The sequence below is a fragment of the Bradyrhizobium sp. BR 1433 genome (genome assembly GCF_051547665.1).
GTDB classification, from domain to species: domain Bacteria; phylum Pseudomonadota; class Alphaproteobacteria; order Rhizobiales; family Xanthobacteraceae; genus Bradyrhizobium; species Bradyrhizobium australafricanum.
The window spans coordinates 8,273,543-8,291,333 of sequence record NZ_JBPUGG010000001.1 but is presented as its reverse complement, the minus strand read 5'-3'; the positions used below and the strand labels follow the sequence as shown (position 1 = coordinate 8,291,333).

Here is a 17,791-nt window from a genome sequence, read left to right as displayed (position 1 = left end):
CGCGAGCCATAGTCAAGCAAATTGCGGGCCAAACGCGCGAAGCGCACATCCGGGGAAACGGTTACGCCGAAGTAACCCAACGGCCCCCTCCACCATCCGGTTGATTGCGAGCGACGCGAGCCATGCGGAACTTTCGCACATCATCCGATGTCATTGCTGGATCAAGAATGAATTCGCGTCGCATCATGGCCGCCTTCCCGTCGGCGGCCGACCAACAGGTTACGCTCGCCAACTGGCGCCAACATCCCTTCAACGAGTGGGCATTCCGCAATGTCCGCGAATTGCTGCCCACCGCGAACATCGCGCGCGCCGCGGCGCCGGCGCCGCTGTCCTTTGCGCCGCGCTATCTCGACGACGTCAGCTTCGTCGACCCGCGCGGCGAGACGGTCGGCGTCGGCGAGGCGCTGCGCGCCAGCCACACCGACGGCATCGTCGTGTCACATCGCGGACAGGTCGCGTTCGAATGGTATGCTCATGGCCTGACGCCCGATACCCCGCACCTGATCTTCTCCGTCAGCAAGTCGGTCGCCGGAACGCTCGGCGGCATCCTCGCCGATCACGGCAAGCTCGACCCCGACGCGCCGGTGACGCGCTACATCCCGGAGATGGAGGGCTCGGTCTATGGCGGCGGCTGCAGGGTGCGGCATCTGCTCGACATGAGCGTCGGCATCCGCTTCGACGAGGATTACATGGCGCGCGACGGCGACGTCATGAACTACAGGCGCTCGACCGGCTGGGAGCTGCCCGATCCGGCGATTCCGCCGAGCAATCTGCGCGACTATCTGCGCACGCTGCGGCCGAACGGCGCACCGCATGGAGAGACCTTCCACTACGTCTCGACCAACACCGATGTGCTCGGCTGGGTTTACGAGCGCGCCTGCGGTCTGTCCTACGCAAAGATCCTCTCCCACTATCTGTGGCAGCCGATGGGCGCCGAGCACGACGCCTACATCACGGTCGATTCACGCGGCGCAGGCCGCGTCGCCGGCGGCATCTGCGCGACACTGCGCGATCTCACCCGCTTCGGCGAGATGATGCGCAATCACGGCATCAGCAACGGACGACAGGTCGTCCCCGGCTGGTGGATCGACGACATCAGGCAGAACGGCAATGCCGAGGCCTGGTCGCGCGGCGACCTGACGAAAGTGTTTCCAAACGGCAAATACCGCAACAAGTGGTACACGCTCGATCGGCGCGAAACGCCGTTTGCCGCGGTCGGCATCCATGGCCAGTGGATCTACATCGATCCGGCCAATGAGACCGTGATCGCACGCGTCTCCTCCCAGCCGCTGCCGATGGATCTCGATCTCGATCACATGTGGATGCGCGGCTATCGCGCGATCGCGGCCAGGCTTGCCGGCAACAGCTGACCGATTGCGACAGGGGGACGTCATGGGACCATCGATCAACCGCCGCCGTCTGTTGCAGATCAGCGCGGGAGCAAGCCTCGGCATTGCGATGCCGCGCATCGCGCGGGCCAGTTCGAAGACGATCACGGCCGTCATGCACGCGCCGCTGCGCGCCACCGACCCGATCATGACGACGGCGTGGACCGCGCGCAACCACGGCTACATGATCTACGACACGCTGTTCTCGACCAATTCGAAATTCGAGATCAAGCCGCAGATGGTCGAGGCCTGGGAGGTCTCCGCCGACAGCCTGACCTACACCTTCCGCCTGCGGCCCGGCCTCAAATTCCATGACGGCAGCGCGGTGACGTCGGCCGACGTCATCCCCTCGCTGCAGCGCTGGGCCAAGCGCGACACGATGGGCCAGAAACTGTTCGAATTCGTTGCCGAGCTCAAGGCGGTCGACGAGCGCACCTTTCGCATGGTGCTGAAGGAGCCGTGCGGCTTCGTTCTGGCGGCGCTCGGCAAGCCGACCGCCAACGTGCCCTTCATCGTGCCGGCGCGGATCGCCGCGACGCCCGCCGACCAGGCCATATCAGATCATCTCGGCTCCGGACCGTTCCGCTTCGTGACGGCGGAATTCCAGCCCGGCGTCAAGGCCGCCTATGAGAAGAACCCGGACTACATTTCCCGCGATGAGCCGTCCGACGGCACCGGCGGCGGCAAGGTGGTCAAGATCGGCCGCTACGAATGGATCAGCGTGCCGGATTTCCAGATCGCGACCAACGCGCTGATGAACGACGAGATCGACTATTTCGAGGTGCCGCCGCACGACCATCATCCGATGCTCGCGCGCGCCTCCGATGTCGAGCTGACCGATTACAACACGCTCGGCTTCTCCGGCATGTGCCGGATGAACTGGCTGGTGCCGCCGTTTGACCGGCCGGAGATCCGTCAGGCCGTGCTGCACGCGGTGAACCAGAAGGACTGGCTCGACACCCAGATCGGCAATCCCGATTACTACAAGATCACGCCGGCGATCTTCGTCGCCGGCACGCCGTTCGAAAGCGCGGTCGGATGGTCGACCAAGGCGGACACCGCGAAGGCCAGGGAGCTGCTCAAGCAGGGCGGCTACAAGGGCGAGCAGATCACGATCCTGCACGCGACCGACGCCCCGATCATCACCGCGCTCGGCACGGTCACCGCCGAGGCGCTGCGTTCGATCGGCATGAACGTCAGCCTGCTGGCGATGGATTGGGGTTCGGTGGTGGCACGGCGCGCCAAACAGTCGATGCCGGCCGAGGGCGGCTGGTCGCTCTACCATTCGACCTGGGCCAGCGCCGACCTCGTCAATCCGATCGGCAACGCCTGCGTCAACGGCAAGGGCAAGAACGGCGGCTTCTTCGGCTGGGTCGAGGACACCGAGCTCGAGCGGCTGCGCGACAGCTTCGCCCGCACCGCGGCGCCGCCGGACCAGAAGGCGCTGGCCGACAAGATCCAGGCACGCGCCTACGATGTGGTCACCCACGTCCCGACCGGGCAGTACAATCAGCCGGCCGCGACGCGCAAGGCGCTGAAGGACATCGTCCGTGCGCCGGTGCCGCTGTTCTGGAACGTCGACAAGACCGGTTGAGGCCCTATTCGATCGGCGGCCGCCGCGTGTGCCAATCCGTCACCGACTGGAACGCGGCGCCGGCGCGGACCAGCACGTCCTCGGAAAGATGCGGGCCGACCAGTTGCATGCTGAGCGGCATCTGGTCCGAGGCCATGCCCATCGGCAGCGTGATGGTCGGGCTGCCCGAGAAATCGAACACCGCCGTGAAGCGCAGAATGCTCAGGAGGACGTTGGGGTCGGCGCCGTATTCGCTCATCTTGGTGAGCGTCGGGATCGGCACCGGCATCGTCGGGATCAGCAGCAGGTCGATATCTTCGAACATCGCGGCGAGGCTGCCGCTGAACTTCAGCCGTTCATGATGGATGGCCGCGATGTCGACGCCGCTCGTCGCCCGGCCCTGCTCGATCAGCTGCGCGAGGTCGGGTCCGTATTCCGACTTGCGCGACGGGTAGGTGTCCAGATGCGCCTCAGCCGTCTCCACCGAGCACATCGCAATCCACTGGCTGACCAACTTCTGGTAGGGCGGGACATGCACCTCGCGGATGTCGGCGCCGAGATCAGCGAGCGTGCGCTCGGCTTGCACCAGCGCGGCGACGACTTGCCGATCGATGCCCTCCTGGGTGTACCTGCGGTCAACACCGATCCTGAGGCCCCTGATGCCGTCGCCCGCTCCAGCCAGATAGTTCGGCACCGGAGCCCGCAAGGCGGTCGGGTCGTTGATATCAGCGCCCGCGATGACGCCGAGCATCGCCGCGGCATCCGCAGCGCTCCGGCACATCGGCCCGACGTGATCGAGCGAGTCGGCCAGCGGGAAGACGCCGTAGCGGCTGACCCGCCCCCAGGTCGGCTTGATCCCGGTCAACCCGCAGGTCGCCGACGGAAAGCGGATCGAGCCGCCGGTGTCGCTGCCGATCGAGCCGTAGCAGAGCCCCGCCGCGGTCGCGACGCCCGATCCGGTCGACGACGAGCCGACCCAGTAGTTCACATTCCACGGGTTGAGCGGGGCCTGGATTGCAGGATGGTGGCTGGTATAGGCCCCCTCCGTCATCTTCAGCTTGCCGAGCGTCACCGCGCCGGCGACTTCGAGCCGGTCCACGATCGTGGCATTGAAGGACGGCACGAACTTGGCGTGGATCGTGGTGCCGCCCGCGGTCGGCGCAAACGAGGTGTAGCAGAGGTCCTTCAGCCCGATCGGAACGCCATGCAGCGGGCCACGCCAGACGCCCTTGGCGATCTCCGCATCGTACTGCTTGGCCTGGGCCATCGCTCGCTCCGCAAGGACCAGCGCATAGCCGTGAAACTGTCCGTCCAGCTTCGCAATCCGGCCCAGCATTGCCTCGGTCACCTCCGACGGCTTCGCCTCCTTGCGGCGAATGAGCTCGGAGATTTCGGTGATGGATTTGTAGTGCAATGAATCCGCTGACATCTGATGTCCTGCTGTTATCGGAATATGCCTGTCCGGACCGCCGCCGCGGGCGGCGATCTCGCGACTGTGCTGACGGCGCGCCCCGCCTAGAACTGGACGCCGCGCGTCAACGCGCCGTCCACCACGAGGTTCGTCCCCGTGATGAAGCTCGCCGCCTTGCTCGCCAGGAACACGGCGGCGTTCGCCATCTCCTGCGGCGTGCCCATGCGGCCGGTCGGGTTGAGCGCCAGTGCGGTCTTGTACAGTTCGGGATTGCCGTCCTTGATCATGTTCCAGACGCCACCCTCGAAGTAGGTGTTGCCCGGCGATACCGAATTGGCCCGGATGCCCTTGGCCGCGAGCTGGTAGGCGAGGCCCTGCGTGTAATGGATGATCGCTGCCTTGAACGTGCCGTAGGGACCGCTGGCAAAATCGACCTCGCGCCCCGACACGCTCGAGATCGTGACGATTGCGGCCGCCGCACTCTTCTCCAGATACGGCATCGCCGCGTTGACGAGGCGCACCGTACCCATCATGTCGGTGGAGAATTCCTTCTCCCAGCTCTCCTCGTCCTGCCCGATCGACAGCGCACTGACATTGGCGACCACGACATCGATGCCGCCGAGCTTGGACGCCATGTCGGCGACCCAGGCCTTCAGGGCCGGCCCGTTCGAGACGTCGACGGCACTACCGAACGCCGCAACGCCCTTGGCCTTGAGCGCTGTGACCGCAGCGTCGACGTCGCCCTGGTTGCGCGCACAGATGCCGACATTGGCGCCCTCGGCGGCGAACGTGTCGGCGATCGCCCTGCCGATGCCCTTGGTGCTGCCGGTAACGAGAACCTTTGCTCCCTTGAGTCCGAGATCCATGTCCATTCCCTCCGTTATTATCAATTATGCAACGCATTGATCTTCACCGCATCGCGCGGTCGATCACAGCAACAGCTGCGCGCGAACGTTGTCCGCGTTGACCTCCTCACCGGCCAGCGATCGCGTGATCTTGCCCTTCTCCATGATGTAGCAGCGTTGCGCAATCTCCAGTATGGTGTCGAGGTTCTGCTCGACGAACACGATCGTGGTCCCGAGCTCAGCTCGGAACGATTTCAGCGCCTCGCAAATGTGCTGCACGATCGACGGCTGGATGCCCTCCGACGGCTCGTCGAGGATCATCAGCGCCGGATTGCCGATCAGCGCGCGGCCGATCGCAAGCTGCTGCTGTTCGCCGCCCGACATGGTGCCCGCGATCTGACGCCGGCGCTCCCTCAGGCGCGGAAAATACTCGTAGACGAGTTCGGGCAGCTTCTTGCCTTCGGGCCCGCCGATCAACTCGCCGACCTGCAAATTCTCCTCGACGCTCATTTGCGGAAACACGTCGCGGCCCTGCGGGATGTAGCCGAAGCCGGCGCGCGCCCGCGCATCGGCCTCGAGCTGCGTGACATCCTGATCCATAAAGCTGATGGTGCCGCGCCAGGTCTGCAGCAGACCGATCAGGCACCGCATCAGGGTCGACTTGCCGACGCCGTTGCGGCCGATCACGCCGACGATCTCGCCGCGCGAGACCGACATGCTGACGCCCTGCAGGATCGGCGTCGCGCCGTAGCCCGCCCAAAGCCCCGACACCTCCAGAATGCGATCAGTGGGCATGAGTCTTACCCAGATAGATTTCCGCGACCTTCTCGTCTTCCAAAATCGCCTCCAAGCTGCCGCGCGCGAAGATCTTGCCAAGATGCAGAACGGTGACGCGCTGGGCGACCTGACGCACGAACGCCATGTCGTGCTCGACGACCAGGACGGTCATGCCCTCGGCATTGAACGACTTGATCAGCTCGCCGGTCTTGAAAGTCTCTTCCGGCGACATGCCGGCAGTCGGCTCGTCCAGCAGCAGCAGCTGCGGCTGCAGCGCCAGCGCCATCCCGATCTCCAGCCATTGCTGCTGGCCGTGCGATAGCGCACCGGCGAGCTTGCCGCTATCGTCAGCCAGATTGAGCAACGCGAGCAGCCGCTCCTCTTCAGCACGGCATTCCGCGCCCGAAATGCGTTCCTGCAGCGCGATCTGGATGTTCTGCCGCACCGGCAGCTCCTTGAATACGCTCGGCGCCTGCATCTTGATGCTCATGCCGCGCTGCACCCGCGCGTAGGGCCGCTCGGCGGTGATATCGATCGAGTCGAAAAAGATACTGCCCGTAGTCGGCGGATAGAGCCCGACGATCAATTTGAACAGCGTGCTCTTCCCGGCCCCGTTGGGCCCTATCAGGCAGTGGACCTCGCCGGCATTGACCATCAGGTCGACATCGGAGACGGCGGTCGATCCGCCGAAACGTTTCGATACGCCTTTTACGTCGACTAACGCCATGATTCAGGTCTCATCCGATTGCAGGCGGGCGGTATCGGCCAGCGCGGGGGCTTCGTCGCGGCGCCGACGCCTGGTCCACCAATCGACGACGAGCTTGCCGATGCCGAGCACGAAGCCCTGCGGCGCCAGCATCACGGTGGCGAGCAGCAGCACGCCCATCAGCACCAGCGCCGCCTGCTGGCTGTAGACTGTGATGGTCTGAAAGCCGAACAGCAGCAGGAACGATCCGACCAAGGTCGCAGTCAGATCGTTGCGTCCGGAGAACGCCACCCACACGATCGGCATCGCCGCCGCCGGCAGGCCGATGCTGGATGGCGTGATGAACTGCCCCCACGACGTGTACAGTGCGCCGCTCAACCCTGCGAGGCCGCTGCCGATCACGAAGGTCAAAAGCTGATACTTGCGGACATCATAGCCGAGCATCTCGGCGCGCTGCGGATTTTCCCGCGTCGCCACGATCACGTTGCCGACGCTCGAGTTCACCAGCATGCGCAGCGCGATGTAGACGATGACGATCAGCGCGATCATGACGTAATAGAGCGCCGAGCCCTCGATGTCGAAGTTGCCGACGGTGAGCGGGTCCATCCCCTTCATGCCGTTGAAACCGTTCAGCCGGGCCGGACCGATATGCCATTCGGGTCCCGCGGTCTGCCCGAGGAAGAAGGCAAGCACCAGTGTCGCCGACAGCGTCACGATGCCGAAGAAAATCCCGCTGATGCCGCCCCAGATCATGAAGTAGCCGAGGATCCCGGCCGCGATCATCGCGATGACCACGGAGAGAACCAGCGCGGCGATCGTGGTCGTTCCCCGCCCATATTGATGGCGAGCACGCCATAGCCGTAGCCGGCGATGCCGAAGAAGAAGGTCTGGCCGAACGACAGCATGCCGCCGTATCCCCACATGAGGCAGAGACCGAGCGCCATGAAGATCCAGATCAGGAAGTAGGCGAAATTGCCGACATCATCGGAATCGGCGAACAGCGGATAGATCAGCGCCCCCGCCAGCACGGCGAGGAAGCAAGACCAGAAGATCTTCCCGCGTCCGAGCGTCTGCGGGCCCTCGAGCAGCTTCAACATCAGAAATTCCCGTCTAGCGCCCACGACGAACCAGCACGCTGGATAGTCCCTCGGGCAGCACACGTATGATCAGGATGACAGCAAACAGCATGCCGATCTGGCCGATGATCTGCCCGTAGCTGGCATTCAATGCCATTCGGATCATCGCCAGGAACACCGCGGCCGGCGCAGTTCCAAGCAGGACATTGGCGCCGCCGATCACCACGGTGACGAAGCTCTCGACCACAAAGGTCGCGCCCATGGTCGGGATCAGCGTCATGGTCGGCGCGTAGAGCGCGCCGCAGAGCCCCGCGAGCGCGGTGCCGATGCCGAAGCTGATGGAATAGATCCGCCCGGTGCGCGCGCCAAGCGCCTTGGCCATCGCCGCATTCTGCATCGTGGCGCGCGCGATCACGCCAAAGCGCGTCTTCATGAAGATGATGTAGAGGCCCGCCAGGACCGCTACCGCACAGGCAAACAGCACCAGCCGGTAGGTCGAAAACGTGTAGCCCCCGATCGCGAAGCTTCCTTCCGGCGTGCCAATACCCCGCACCGCGGAGCCGACGATCAGCAGCATCGACTGCGTCACGATCAGACTGAGGCCCCAGGTCGCGAGCAGCGAGTTCGAGCGGTCGCTTGTAGAAGCGCCGCACGACGAGGTACTCGACGATCATGCCGATGATCCCCGCCGTCAGCGCGGCCAGGATCTGCGCGACCGGAAGCGGGACGCCGAGATTCACGAGCCCTACGGTCACATAGGCGCCGCACATGATGAACTCGCCATGCGCCATGTTGATGACGCCCATCATGCCGAACACGATGGCCAGGCCCGCCGCCGACAGGATCAGGAACGCGAAGACATCGGCGAACTGATAGAATACCGAGAAGAGTTCAGCCGACATTCCGGTCTCCCTGATCACGGCGCCGCATCATTGCGGCGCCGGCTCGCTTCAAAGCCGCGATGCACAACACGAGCAAGATTCGTGCCCGTGCGCATCACGATTTGCTGGGAAGATGACTCGGCGTGTACTGATCCTTGTCGTTCTTCTTGGTGAGGTCGCAGCCGATCTCGCCAAGCCAGTAAGGCTGGATCGTGCCGTAGTCCTTCTCCACCGTCACCTCATGCTTGGGCCCGACCGAGATCAGGCGCATGCGGTGCGACGTATGCTGGCTCTTCGGGTCGACGCAGACCTTGCCCTCGGGAGCTTCGATGCAGGCATCACCCGTTGCGATCACCTTGCGCATGTCCTCGAGCTTGGTCGACTTGGCCTTCTCGACCAGCGCCTTGTACATGTAGAGCGCGTTATAGGCGTTGTAGCCCATGTCGTTGATGTAAAGCTCATCGGGGAATTTTGCGTGCCAGCGCTTCTTGAAGTCGTTGGCTTCGGGGGTATCGATCTCCTCGAACCAGTTCGCGGTCGCATGCATGTTGTTGAGCGCCGGCGGCTTGAACCGCTTGTGCTCGAAGCCGAGCATGATCTTGATCGAAGAGCCCATCGGCAGGTTGAGGTTGGCCGCGGCCGCCTGCTCGAAGAACGAGTCCTGGGCGGCGCCGACATTGATCGTCAGCAGCCAGTCCGGCTTGGCCTTCTGGATGTTCTGGATCGTCTGCGCGAACTGCGACACGCCGAGCGGGATGAATTCCTCGCCCACGACCTCGCCGCCGAGGTCCTTCATGATCTTGCGGTTCCACTCCGCGGAGATCTGGCCGAAATTGTAGTCGGCTGCGATGACGTAGACCTTCTTGCCGAACTTCTGGACCATCCAGGGGATCAGGGTCGAGAACTGCTGCTCCGGCACCGCGCCCATGCTGATCATGCTGGCGTCGCAGACACCGCCTTCATACTGGTTCGTATAGAAGTACGGCGTGGTGGTGCGATCGACGATCGGACGCAATGCCTCGCGCGAGGCGGAGGTGATGCCGCCGATCAGCACGTCGACCTTGTCGCGATTGAGCAGCCGTCGGCCGAACTCCTGATAGCGGGCATTGTCACCCTGGGGATCGAGATGGATCAACTCGATCTGCCGGCCGAGAATGCCGCCGCTCTTGTTGATCTCCTCGACCGCGAGCTGCGAGCCGTGCAGCTTCGGCATGCCCATGAAGGCGAGATCGCCGGAGACGTCCTCCAGCAAGCCGACCTTCAGCGGCGGCTCCGCCGCCTGGGCGGCACCTATTGCCGCGGTCCCGAGCATTGCACCAAGCAAAGCCATTCCGACTACACGCCCCGAATACATCGCGATGTCCTCTGTCGTTGAAGGATGTTTGAAGTCACGCCTTGAGGTAATTCTTCAGGATCGACGCTCCCATCGTGTATTTGGGATCGACCATGTTGCCGAGCCGCATGCGGCCGGCCTGGCTGAGCAGCATGTAGGCGTCGATCTCGTCGAAGCCGTAATCGGCGCTCATCCAGCGCACGAGCTCGCGATAGGCGATGCGCGCCGCGTCCTCGAGCGGGCGCGCGCTGCCGATCGTCATGATGAAGTCGCGCGTCTCCAGCCGCGGCCAGGCGAAGCTCCAGTTCTTGATCAGATCGATCTGCAGCGTCACCGTCGCACGCTGCTCCAGCGCGACGCCCGAGAGCTCGCCATCGCCCTGCGTGGCGTGGCAGTCGCCGACATAGAGCAGCCCGCCTTCGGCATGCACCGGCAGATAGATGATCGCGCCGGGGCGACGTCGGGCAGGTCCATGTTGCCGCCGTGATAATCGGGCTGCAGCGAGGAGATCGCCTCGATCTCGGGCGAGACGCCGATCGTGCCGATGAACGGCTCATAGGGCAGCGTGATCTTGTCGTTCCAGCGCACGCCGTTGCGGTCGACATGCAGCTTCCTGACGCGTTCCGGCAGCGGCGGATTGAGCAGCGCCGTGGATGCGGTCCCGACCAGGCCGCCAAATTCCGGAATGATGCAGGTCGTTCCGGCCGGCTGCGCGCCGCGGGTCTCGACGTCGCGGATATCGACGGCGAGGCAATCACCCTTCTTGGCGCCCTTGACCGCGATCGGCCCGCATTGCGGGTTCAGATAGGGGAAGTTCAGCTTCGCCGTAGGGCTGTCGCTTTCGCTGGTGAGCACGCCGCCGAAGGCGTCTTCGGTTTCGACAACGACGACCCCACCCGGGTCGATCGACAGGGTCGGCTTGGCATAGGGCCCATAGACGTAATGGAAGCCACCCTGCTGCTCGATCGTCAGGCTATGGGTCGTACCGGTCGCGCCCTTGGCAAGGGCGCGCTTGGCCATGATGGAACTCTTCAACCAATCTTCGGTCATGCGGTGCGGCTCCTCAATTCAGATCGCGGGATGGCGCTTGTGCCAGTCGGTGACGCGCTGGAAGGCATCGCCCGCGCGAACGAGGCTTGCTTCGTCGAAGTGGCGGCCAACGAACTGGAAGGCGATCGGCCCGCCGTTCGGCGCGAAGCCGCCGGGAAGCGTCACGGTCGGGCTGCCGGTCATATCGAACGGACAGGTGAAGCGCAGCAGCCCGGTAATCAGCGACGGATCCTCACCCAGCGCCGCCATCTTGGCCAATGTCGGCGCAGCGAACGCCTGGGCCGGAACGGCGATCAGATCGACCGTCTCGAACAACAGCCGCACCGCGCCGCGGAACGCTTCGCGCCGCAGCACGATCTTCTGGTAATTCATGCCGGATTGCGCCCGGCCGAGATCGAGCAGGCCGGCGAGCGCCGGACCATATTCGTCCTTGCGGGCCGGATAGGTCTGTTCATGCGCGACGGCCACTTCGATGCCGCACAGCGGGAACCAATCCTCGATCACAGCCTTGGGATCGGGGAATGTGATGTCCTTGATCTTCGCGCCCAGATCGGCAGCAACGCGTAACCCTTCGCTGAGCACCTTGCCGGCAGCCTCGTCGGTCCCCTCGCTGGTCCAGCGGCGATCGACCCCGATCGTCACGCCGCGCAAATCGCCGGACAGGCCGGCGAGATAGTTCGGCACAGGCAGCGGCACGGAGGTGGTGTCCTTGGGATCCTGGCCCGCGATCACGGCGAGGATGGCGCCGCAATCGGCCGCGCTGCGCGCCATCGGGCCGATGTGATCGAGTGTTGCCGCGAGTTCGAACGCGCCATAACGGCTGACGCGTCCCCAGGTCGGCTTCAGCCCGGTGATGCCGTTGGCGGCCGATGGAAAACGGATCGAGCCGCCCGTATCGGTGCCAAGCGAGCCGAAGCAAAGCCCCGCAGCGGTGGCGACGCCGGAACCGCTCGACGATGCGCCCGACCACAAATCCGCATTCCACGGATTCTTCGGCGGGTCGATCTTCGGGTGATGGTCGGCATAGGCGCCCTCGGTCTGCTGCAGCTTGCCGAGGATGACAGCGCCGGCATCCTTCAACCGCGCGACGACCGTGGCATCCTCGCTCGGCCGGAAGTCCCGGTGAATGGTCATGCCATGCGCGGCCGGAGCGCCCTTGGCCCAACACAAATCCTTGACGGCGATCGGCACGCCGTGGAGCGGTCCCTTGATCTTGCCGGACGCGATGTCCTTCTCGGCTGCGGCCGCTTCGGCCAGCGCCGCCTCGCCCATCACATAGGCGTAGCTCTTGAGCTTGCCGTCGAGCTGCTCGATCCGCCCGAGCATCGCCTTGGTCACCTCGACCGGCGAGAGCTTTTTGGCCTGGATTTGCTGCCCGATCTCAATGAGCCCGAGATAGTGAAGATCCGTCGTCGGCATCGTTTCTCATCCCCGCACTTGACATGACGCAAGCGCAGGCACTGCCCATCACCGCGCATGCGCCTCCGGCTTAGCGGCACGGACGTGTCGCCAATTTGTTTAGCGGCAAAAGCAAAAAACCACCCGCCCCTCCGAAACGAAGGTGACGAATGGCCCAAATGCCGCGGCTATGAACTATCGCATGGGTCCGAAGTCGAACGGAGCACTCTGCGCGGCGATCGGGACGTCATCGGCCAAATCGACGCACGCAAGGTTCGACAGGAAGCCCTGTAGGAGAAAATTCTAAGGAGGTGTGCAGCGCGTTGTCAACGAGGCTGGCTGCACAAATTTCGCGAGGTGCATGCGCAGCAAATCAGCATGACCTCTTGCACCGACCTCTGCGAAGATGATTTCCTTGATGCGTTGCGCCGCCGAAAGTACTCAATGACCAAGCCCTCCATTCCAGTCGGCATCATCTGCTCGCAGCACGGGCCCTATCAGGCCATGGGACGCGAGATCCTGAAGAGCGCCATGATGGCAGTCGACGAAATCAACAATCAGGACGAATTCGACTTCGCGATAGCTGCGCATGTCCGTGATCCCCGCGGAATCATTTCGGAGTACCACACGGTCTGCGACGACCTCATTCGCAACGTCGGCGTTGAGCACATCATCGGCTGCTACACCTCGGCCTCGCGCAAGCAGGTGCTGCCGATCGTCGAGCGTACCGACCGCCTGCTCTGGTATCCGGCGCGCTACGAGGGGTTCGAATGCTCCGACAATGTCATCTATGTCGGCGCCTCACCCAATCACAACGTGCTGCCGCTGGTGCGTTACGTGCTCGATAATCTGTCGCGCGAGATCTTCTGTGTCGGCTCCAACTACGTCTGGACCTGGGAAACCAATCGCGTCACCCGCGAGCTGGTGACGGCGGCCAAAGGACGCATTCTCGCCGAACGCCTGCTCGAACTTGGTGAAAGCGCGGTCACGCACATCGTGGACGAGATCGTGCGGCGCCGGCCGCCGGTCGTCTTCAACACGCTGGTCGGCAGTTCGAGCTACGACTTCATTCGCGCCTTTCATGCGGCGACCGCCGCGGCCGGCCTCGACATCCCGATGCTGAGCTGCAGCCTGTGCGAGCCCGAACTCAAGATCGCGGGTCCCGCATCGGCCGGATGCATCACCTCGTCGGCTTATTTCGAAAGCATTCGCCTGCCCGAGAACCGGGCCTTCGTGGCGCGCTGGAAGGCGCGTCACGGCGAACACAGCAGCCCATCCGTCGACGGCCAATCCGCCTATGTCGCGGTCTATCTGCTGGCCCGCGCGCTGCAGCGCGCCGGCACATCCGATATCGGCGAGGTGCGGCGTGCCGCCGCCGGCCATCGCTACAATTCGCCGCAAGGTCCGGTCTGGATCGACGGCAGCAACAACCACTGCGTCCTGACGCCGCGGCTGGCCGTCTCGAACGCCGAAGGACAGTTTGACATCTTCTGGGAAGCTGAAGCGCCGGTTAGACCGGATCCTTATCTGACGCAGCTCGACATCGCCGCCAGCCCGGCAAGGGATGGAACGTTGCCGAATGCGCCGCATTTGCGGGTTGTGAAATGAGCAAACCGTCTTCATTTTCGCTGCGGGGCCGCAAGGCGCTCGTCGCCATCAAGGATGAGCGCGATGCCTCGATCGTCAGGCGGCAGTTCGAGCGCCTCGGGATCGAGATCGTCATATGGGAGCCCGGTGCCAGTATCGACTGCCGTCCCGACGTGACGCTGATCGATGACGAGTTCCTGCCGCTCACCTCGCCGGCACAGCGGACGTCGCTTGGACGAAGCCCGGTCATCGCCCTGCTCGGCACCGAGACGCCAAGCCGTCTGAAGCTGGTGCTCGACCTCGATCCGGCGTCGTTTCTGGTGAAGCCGCTGCGATCGGCCGGCATCTATGCCGCGCTCGTCCTGGCTTTCGAGCGAAGCGCGCGCACCAGCGAGCTGAAGCAGCAGGTGCTCAAGCTGGAGCAGCGGCTGCGATCCCGCCGCGTCGTGCTTGCCGCGGTCCTTCAGGTCATGCACACTCATGCGCTGGCCGAGCCGGCTGCCTTTGCGCTGGTCCGCCGCGCCGCCATGGAGCAGCGCAAGACGATCGAGGAACTCTCGGCGGAGATCACCGCAAAGGGCACCCTGCCCCGGGCAACGGGCTAGAAGTTGGTCGTCTATTTCTTCAGTTCCGCGTAGAGCTGCATCACCCGTTGCGGCAACACCTCGATGCGCGGCACGCGGAGCGCATAGCGCTCGCCGAAAATCCGATCGAGCTGGGGAAATCTGTGCTCACCGATGCCGAAGGCAAAGATATCGGTGCCGCGCCGCCGCAGCTGCTGCGCGGCCCGGCGGGCGTCCTCGACGAGATATTGCGCATCCGGCACGTCGACGTCGGACGGCTCGCCGTCAGTCAGAACCAGCAGCACTTTCCGGAACGCGCGTCGTTCCGCGAGGTAGCCCCGGCATGGCGCAATGCCGCGCCCAGCCGGGTGGAATGGCTGCTGCCAAGACCCGCGAGACGTGAACTAACCACGGCGTCCATAGGCTCCGCAAAGCCCTTGATGCGCAGATAGCGCACGCGCTCGCGGCCGTCGGAGCTGAAGCCATGCACCGCGATCGCATCATTGGCGGCCTCGACCGCCGCCGCCATGATCGCGGCCGCCTTGCGTTCGACGTCGAGGACCGTCCGGCCGCGGCGGTCACGGTCGGCGGTCGATTGCGACAGGTCCAGCAGCAGCAGGATGGCGAGATCGCGCGGTCCGGGTGCATCGCGCTGGTAGACCCTGGGCTCGCTGATATTGCCGGTGCGCCGCTCTATCGTCAGGGCGATCGCCGCGTCAATGTCGAGCGCGTCGCCGTCGCGCTGCGCCTCGTGTCTGATCCGGCGGCCGATCGACGCGTCGCGGGTCAACTCCGTGATCCAGCGCATCGCCTCGGCGTCCGTCGAGGAATCGAAGGGCTGCGCGGAAACGGCGGCATCGGCTTCCAGAATTCGTCGTCCAGTCCGGCCGCTCGGTACGCGCCGCATCATCCCATCCGGATAGGTCGCGACCGGAAACCCGTCCAGCAGCGTGACCGCACCGGCCTTCGCGCGCAGCGTCTCGTCCGGCTTGGCGTTGTCGTCGGTCGATTGGCCGACCGCATCGTCGCGCCGCTCGATCCGGACGGAATCGACGGCAAGTTCGATCGTCTCGGCCGGACTGTCCCGCTGGTCGCCGAAATCCCACCAGCGCCAGATTGTCGTCGCGATAGGCAGGTTCGACGACGTAGCTCTTGGCGTTGAACTGCAGCCGCATCTGCCCGATGTCGTTGCCGAGCAAAACCACCGATCTCGCGGCTGATGGCGGGATCGGTCCAGCGGCCGGCGGCAGCGGCAAACAGCGTCCGCCCCTTGGTCACCCACGCATCCGGATCCTGATAATCGGGATCGATCAGCGCCCGCGCCAGCCGCATCATCAGTCCGGCTGCGGTTGCCTTGCCGGCTGGCGTCGCGCTGTGAAATGGCGGCCACAGCCGGCGCAGCCCGGGCATCTGGTGGAGCGCGAGCATCTCGACCCGGGCATCCTCGATAAGCGAGACCAGCGCGATCTGCAGCGCCTTCAGTCGCCCCACCGGAAAGCGGGTGGTGGAATGCGCCAGATGCGCGCCGGCATGCGCGACCGCCGCGAGATAGACGGCGTCCGCCGCCTCGCCTTCGAAGCCGGGAAAGGTCTGCGGAAGACCGAAGAGACCGGCGGCAAGCGAGGTCCGCCGCGGCACCGGCGCCGGTACAACGGCAAGTTTGCGGAAACGCGGCTTTCTGTTCCACAACGCGATCGTGGTTGCAGCGAGGCGCTTCTCCAGCCGCGCGAAATCATCCCCGCTCCGGCCGGCTGCGAACAGCTGCGCCGAAAGCTGATCGTCGAGCGCGAAATAGGCGCGGCGGCGCGATGCACGACCGCCACTGGCGCGCAAGCCAGCGGAAACCCACGCCGCAAACTCCTCACCGCCGGCATGCGCGAGAAACTGCCCCAGCCGGCCGATCGCGAGGCCCGCCGAGTCCGGCCCGGTGGCTGCGAGTTCGTCGAGCGCGGCGAGAACCGCGGTGAGTTCTCCTGCACCAGCAAGCCGCGGCAGCACCTTGGACAATTCGGTCAGCAAGGCATGGGCGACGCGGCTTCCGGCACTGCAGCCGATGTCCCTGACCGCACGGCCGATCGCGATCAGATCATCGGCCGATCGCTGCGCCGGCCATTGCTCCGATAGACGCAGAAAGCCCTGCACTACGGCTTGACCGAGATTGGCCTCGAACAGGGCGTGCACGGCCTCGTCCCAGACCGCCAGGTGATCGAACCAACCAGTTCGTTGCAGAGCGGCGCGCGCCGTCTGCACGGCCGCAGCTACGTCGTCATGGCCGCGCAGGAGTGCCGCAAGCCGACGTCCGGACCGGAAGCTATCGAGCGAACTGATTTGCGCGACCGCCACCTGCAAGCTTCCGCTTACCCACAGGCCGAGATCACGTCGCGCAACGTGTTCCTGGTGTCCGCATCATCGGTCAAGGGAACGACGATCGTGGTCTCGCAGGCCTTTTCGAGGCTGATGCCGCATCCGATCAAGCGCCCGGCATTGACCAGCATCCGGGTCGAGGCGCCTTCGTCGAGCCCCTGGCCTTTCAGGTTGCGGCTGTGCTGGGCGATCTTCACCAGGAGATCAGCGAGGTTCGGCTCGATGCCGGCTTCGCGCGACACCACTTCGGTCTCGGCCGGCCGATCAGGATAGCCGAAATCCAGCGCCGCGAAGCGCTGCTTGGTGGAATTCCTTGAGGTCCTTGATCGCGCTCTGGTAGCCCGGATTGTAGGAGATCACGAGCTGGAAGTCGGAATGGGCGTGGATCAATTCACCACGCTTTTCCAGCGGCAGCACACGACGATCGTCGGTCAAGGGATGGATCACGACCGTCGTGTCCTGGCGCGCCTCGACGATCTCGTCGAGGTAACAGATCGCGCCAAGACGCACCGCTGTGGTGAGCGGCCCGTCGCTCCACACCGTGCCCTCTGCGTCGAGCAGCCAGCGCCCCACCAGATCCGCCGCCGTCATGTCCTCGTGGCAGGCCACCGTAATCAGCGGGCGGCCGAGCCGCCACGCCATATATTCGATGAAGCGGGTCTTGCCGCAGCCGGTGGGCCCTTTCAGCATCACCGGCATGCGGTTGGCGTAGGCTGCACCGAACAGCTCGACCTCATCCTTGAGCGGCCGGTAATACGGCTCCTCCCGGATGCGGTACTGGTCAAGCAGCAAAGCGGGATTGGACAAGCTCACGCCTCCCATGATCGCGCAGGCAGCCG

At 64.6% G+C, this 17,791-nt stretch carries 13 protein-coding genes and 4 pseudogenes; 4 read left to right on the top strand and 13 right to left on the bottom strand.

The window, feature by feature from the left end:
* Nucleotides 1–167: 167 nt before the first annotated feature.
* Complete coding sequence (locus ACSKB9_RS39745) at nt 168–1,370, top strand: serine hydrolase domain-containing protein (protein WP_438079731.1); 1,203 nt, start codon at nt 168–170, stop codon at nt 1,368–1,370.
* 22 nt (nt 1,371–1,392) lie between these two features.
* A complete protein-coding gene (locus ACSKB9_RS39740; RefSeq protein WP_438079730.1) occupies nt 1,393–2,982 on the top strand; it encodes an ABC transporter substrate-binding protein in 1,590 nt (529 codons plus the stop codon).
* Between the two features lie 4 nt (nt 2,983–2,986).
* On the opposite strand, the gene ACSKB9_RS39735 is transcribed toward ACSKB9_RS39740, so the two are convergent.
* From ACSKB9_RS39735 to ACSKB9_RS39695, 9 genes and pseudogenes are all read right to left on the bottom strand, one after another.
* Complete coding sequence (locus ACSKB9_RS39735; protein ID WP_438079729.1) at nt 2,987–4,390, bottom strand: amidase; 1,404 nt, start codon at nt 4,388–4,390, stop codon at nt 2,987–2,989.
* Between the two features lie 86 nt (nt 4,391–4,476).
* Nucleotides 4,477–5,238 carry an SDR family NAD(P)-dependent oxidoreductase gene (locus ACSKB9_RS39730; protein WP_438079728.1) on the bottom strand — a complete coding sequence of 254 codons (762 nt, stop codon included), beginning with the start codon at nt 5,236–5,238 and terminating at the stop codon, nt 4,477–4,479.
* Between the two features lie 63 nt (nt 5,239–5,301).
* A complete protein-coding gene (locus ACSKB9_RS39725) occupies nt 5,302–6,012 on the bottom strand; it encodes an ABC transporter ATP-binding protein (protein WP_016845725.1) in 711 nt (236 codons plus the stop codon).
* Nucleotides 6,002–6,721, bottom strand: coding sequence for an ATP-binding cassette domain-containing protein (locus tag ACSKB9_RS39720; protein ID WP_438079727.1), 720 nt, complete (start codon nt 6,719–6,721; stop codon nt 6,002–6,004). Before ACSKB9_RS39720 ends, ACSKB9_RS39725 begins: the two co-directional genes overlap by 11 nt.
* Before the next feature lie 3 nt (nt 6,722–6,724).
* Nucleotides 6,725–7,797 (bottom strand): annotated as a pseudogene (locus ACSKB9_RS39715) (branched-chain amino acid ABC transporter permease).
* Between the two features lie 13 nt (nt 7,798–7,810).
* Nucleotides 7,811–8,678 (bottom strand): annotated as a pseudogene (locus ACSKB9_RS39710) (ABC transporter permease subunit).
* Between the two features lie 94 nt (nt 8,679–8,772).
* The gene (locus tag ACSKB9_RS39705) at nt 8,773–9,987 is read right to left on the bottom strand and encodes an urea ABC transporter substrate-binding protein (protein WP_438079726.1); all 1,215 of its coding nucleotides are present in this window, start codon (nt 9,985–9,987) and stop codon (nt 8,773–8,775) included.
* 58 nt (nt 9,988–10,045) lie between these two features.
* Nucleotides 10,046–11,040: pseudogene (locus tag ACSKB9_RS39700) on the bottom strand (acetamidase/formamidase family protein).
* An 18-nt stretch (nt 11,041–11,058) separates the two neighbouring features.
* Complete coding sequence (locus tag ACSKB9_RS39695; protein WP_438079725.1) at nt 11,059–12,459, bottom strand: amidase; 1,401 nt, start codon at nt 12,457–12,459, stop codon at nt 11,059–11,061.
* Nucleotides 12,460–12,882: 423 nt separating this feature from the next.
* Here ACSKB9_RS39695 and ACSKB9_RS39690 point away from each other — a divergent pair, with 423 nt between their 5' ends.
* A complete protein-coding gene (locus ACSKB9_RS39690; protein WP_438079724.1) occupies nt 12,883–14,046 on the top strand; it encodes a transporter substrate-binding domain-containing protein in 1,164 nt (387 codons plus the stop codon).
* A complete protein-coding gene (locus ACSKB9_RS39685; protein WP_438079723.1) occupies nt 14,043–14,630 on the top strand; it encodes an ANTAR domain-containing response regulator in 588 nt (195 codons plus the stop codon). The genes ACSKB9_RS39690 and ACSKB9_RS39685 overlap by 4 nt, the downstream gene beginning before the upstream one ends.
* A gap of 11 nt (nt 14,631–14,641) precedes the next feature.
* Here ACSKB9_RS39685 and ACSKB9_RS39680 read toward each other — a convergent pair whose 3' ends face one another.
* The 4 genes and pseudogenes from ACSKB9_RS39680 to ACSKB9_RS39665 all read right to left on the bottom strand — a co-directional run bounded on the left by ACSKB9_RS39680 (nt 14,642) and on the right by ACSKB9_RS39665 (nt 17,774).
* Nucleotides 14,642–14,893, bottom strand: a complete 252-nt coding sequence (locus tag ACSKB9_RS39680; RefSeq protein ID WP_438079722.1) for a VWA domain-containing protein — start codon at nt 14,891–14,893, stop codon at nt 14,642–14,644.
* Entirely contained in the window at nt 14,878–15,498 is a 621-nt protein-coding gene (locus ACSKB9_RS39675; RefSeq protein WP_438079721.1) for a hypothetical protein, read from the bottom strand. The genes ACSKB9_RS39680 and ACSKB9_RS39675 overlap by 16 nt, the downstream gene beginning before the upstream one ends.
* Nucleotides 15,495–16,931, bottom strand: coding sequence for a hypothetical protein (locus tag ACSKB9_RS39670; RefSeq protein WP_438079720.1), 1,437 nt, complete (start codon nt 16,929–16,931; stop codon nt 15,495–15,497). The genes ACSKB9_RS39675 and ACSKB9_RS39670 overlap by 4 nt, the downstream gene beginning before the upstream one ends.
* 14 nt (nt 16,932–16,945) lie before the next feature.
* Nucleotides 16,946–17,774 (bottom strand): annotated as a pseudogene (locus tag ACSKB9_RS39665) (CbbQ/NirQ/NorQ/GpvN family protein).
* Nucleotides 17,775–17,791 lie beyond the last annotated feature (17 nt).

Bases quoted from the DNA above. Each gene is read 5' to 3' on its own strand.
- ACSKB9_RS39740 (WP_438079730.1), top strand. From the start codon at position 1,393: ATGGGACCATCGATCAACCGCCGCCGTCTGTTGCAGATCAGCGCGGGA.
- ACSKB9_RS39705 (WP_438079726.1), bottom strand. From the start codon at position 9,987: ATGGCTTTGCTTGGTGCAATGCTCGGGACCGCGGCAATAGGTGCCGCC.
- ACSKB9_RS39695 (WP_438079725.1), bottom strand. From the start codon at position 12,459: ATGCCGACGACGGATCTTCACTATCTCGGGCTCATTGAGATCGGGCAG.
- ACSKB9_RS39675 (WP_438079721.1), bottom strand. From the start codon at position 15,498: ATGATGCGGCGCGTACCGAGCGGCCGGACTGGACGACGAATTCTGGAA.
- ACSKB9_RS39725 (WP_016845725.1), bottom strand. From the start codon at position 6,012: ATGCCCACTGATCGCATTCTGGAGGTGTCGGGGCTTTGGGCGGGCTAC.
- ACSKB9_RS39745 (WP_438079731.1), top strand. From the start codon at position 168: ATGAATTCGCGTCGCATCATGGCCGCCTTCCCGTCGGCGGCCGACCAA.
- ACSKB9_RS39690 (WP_438079724.1), top strand. From the start codon at position 12,883: ATGACCAAGCCCTCCATTCCAGTCGGCATCATCTGCTCGCAGCACGGG.
- ACSKB9_RS39720 (WP_438079727.1), bottom strand. From the start codon at position 6,721: ATGGCGTTAGTCGACGTAAAAGGCGTATCGAAACGTTTCGGCGGATCG.
- ACSKB9_RS39735 (WP_438079729.1), bottom strand. From the start codon at position 4,390: ATGTCAGCGGATTCATTGCACTACAAATCCATCACCGAAATCTCCGAG.
- ACSKB9_RS39685 (WP_438079723.1), top strand. From the start codon at position 14,043: ATGAGCAAACCGTCTTCATTTTCGCTGCGGGGCCGCAAGGCGCTCGTC.
- ACSKB9_RS39730 (WP_438079728.1), bottom strand. From the start codon at position 5,238: ATGGATCTCGGACTCAAGGGAGCAAAGGTTCTCGTTACCGGCAGCACC.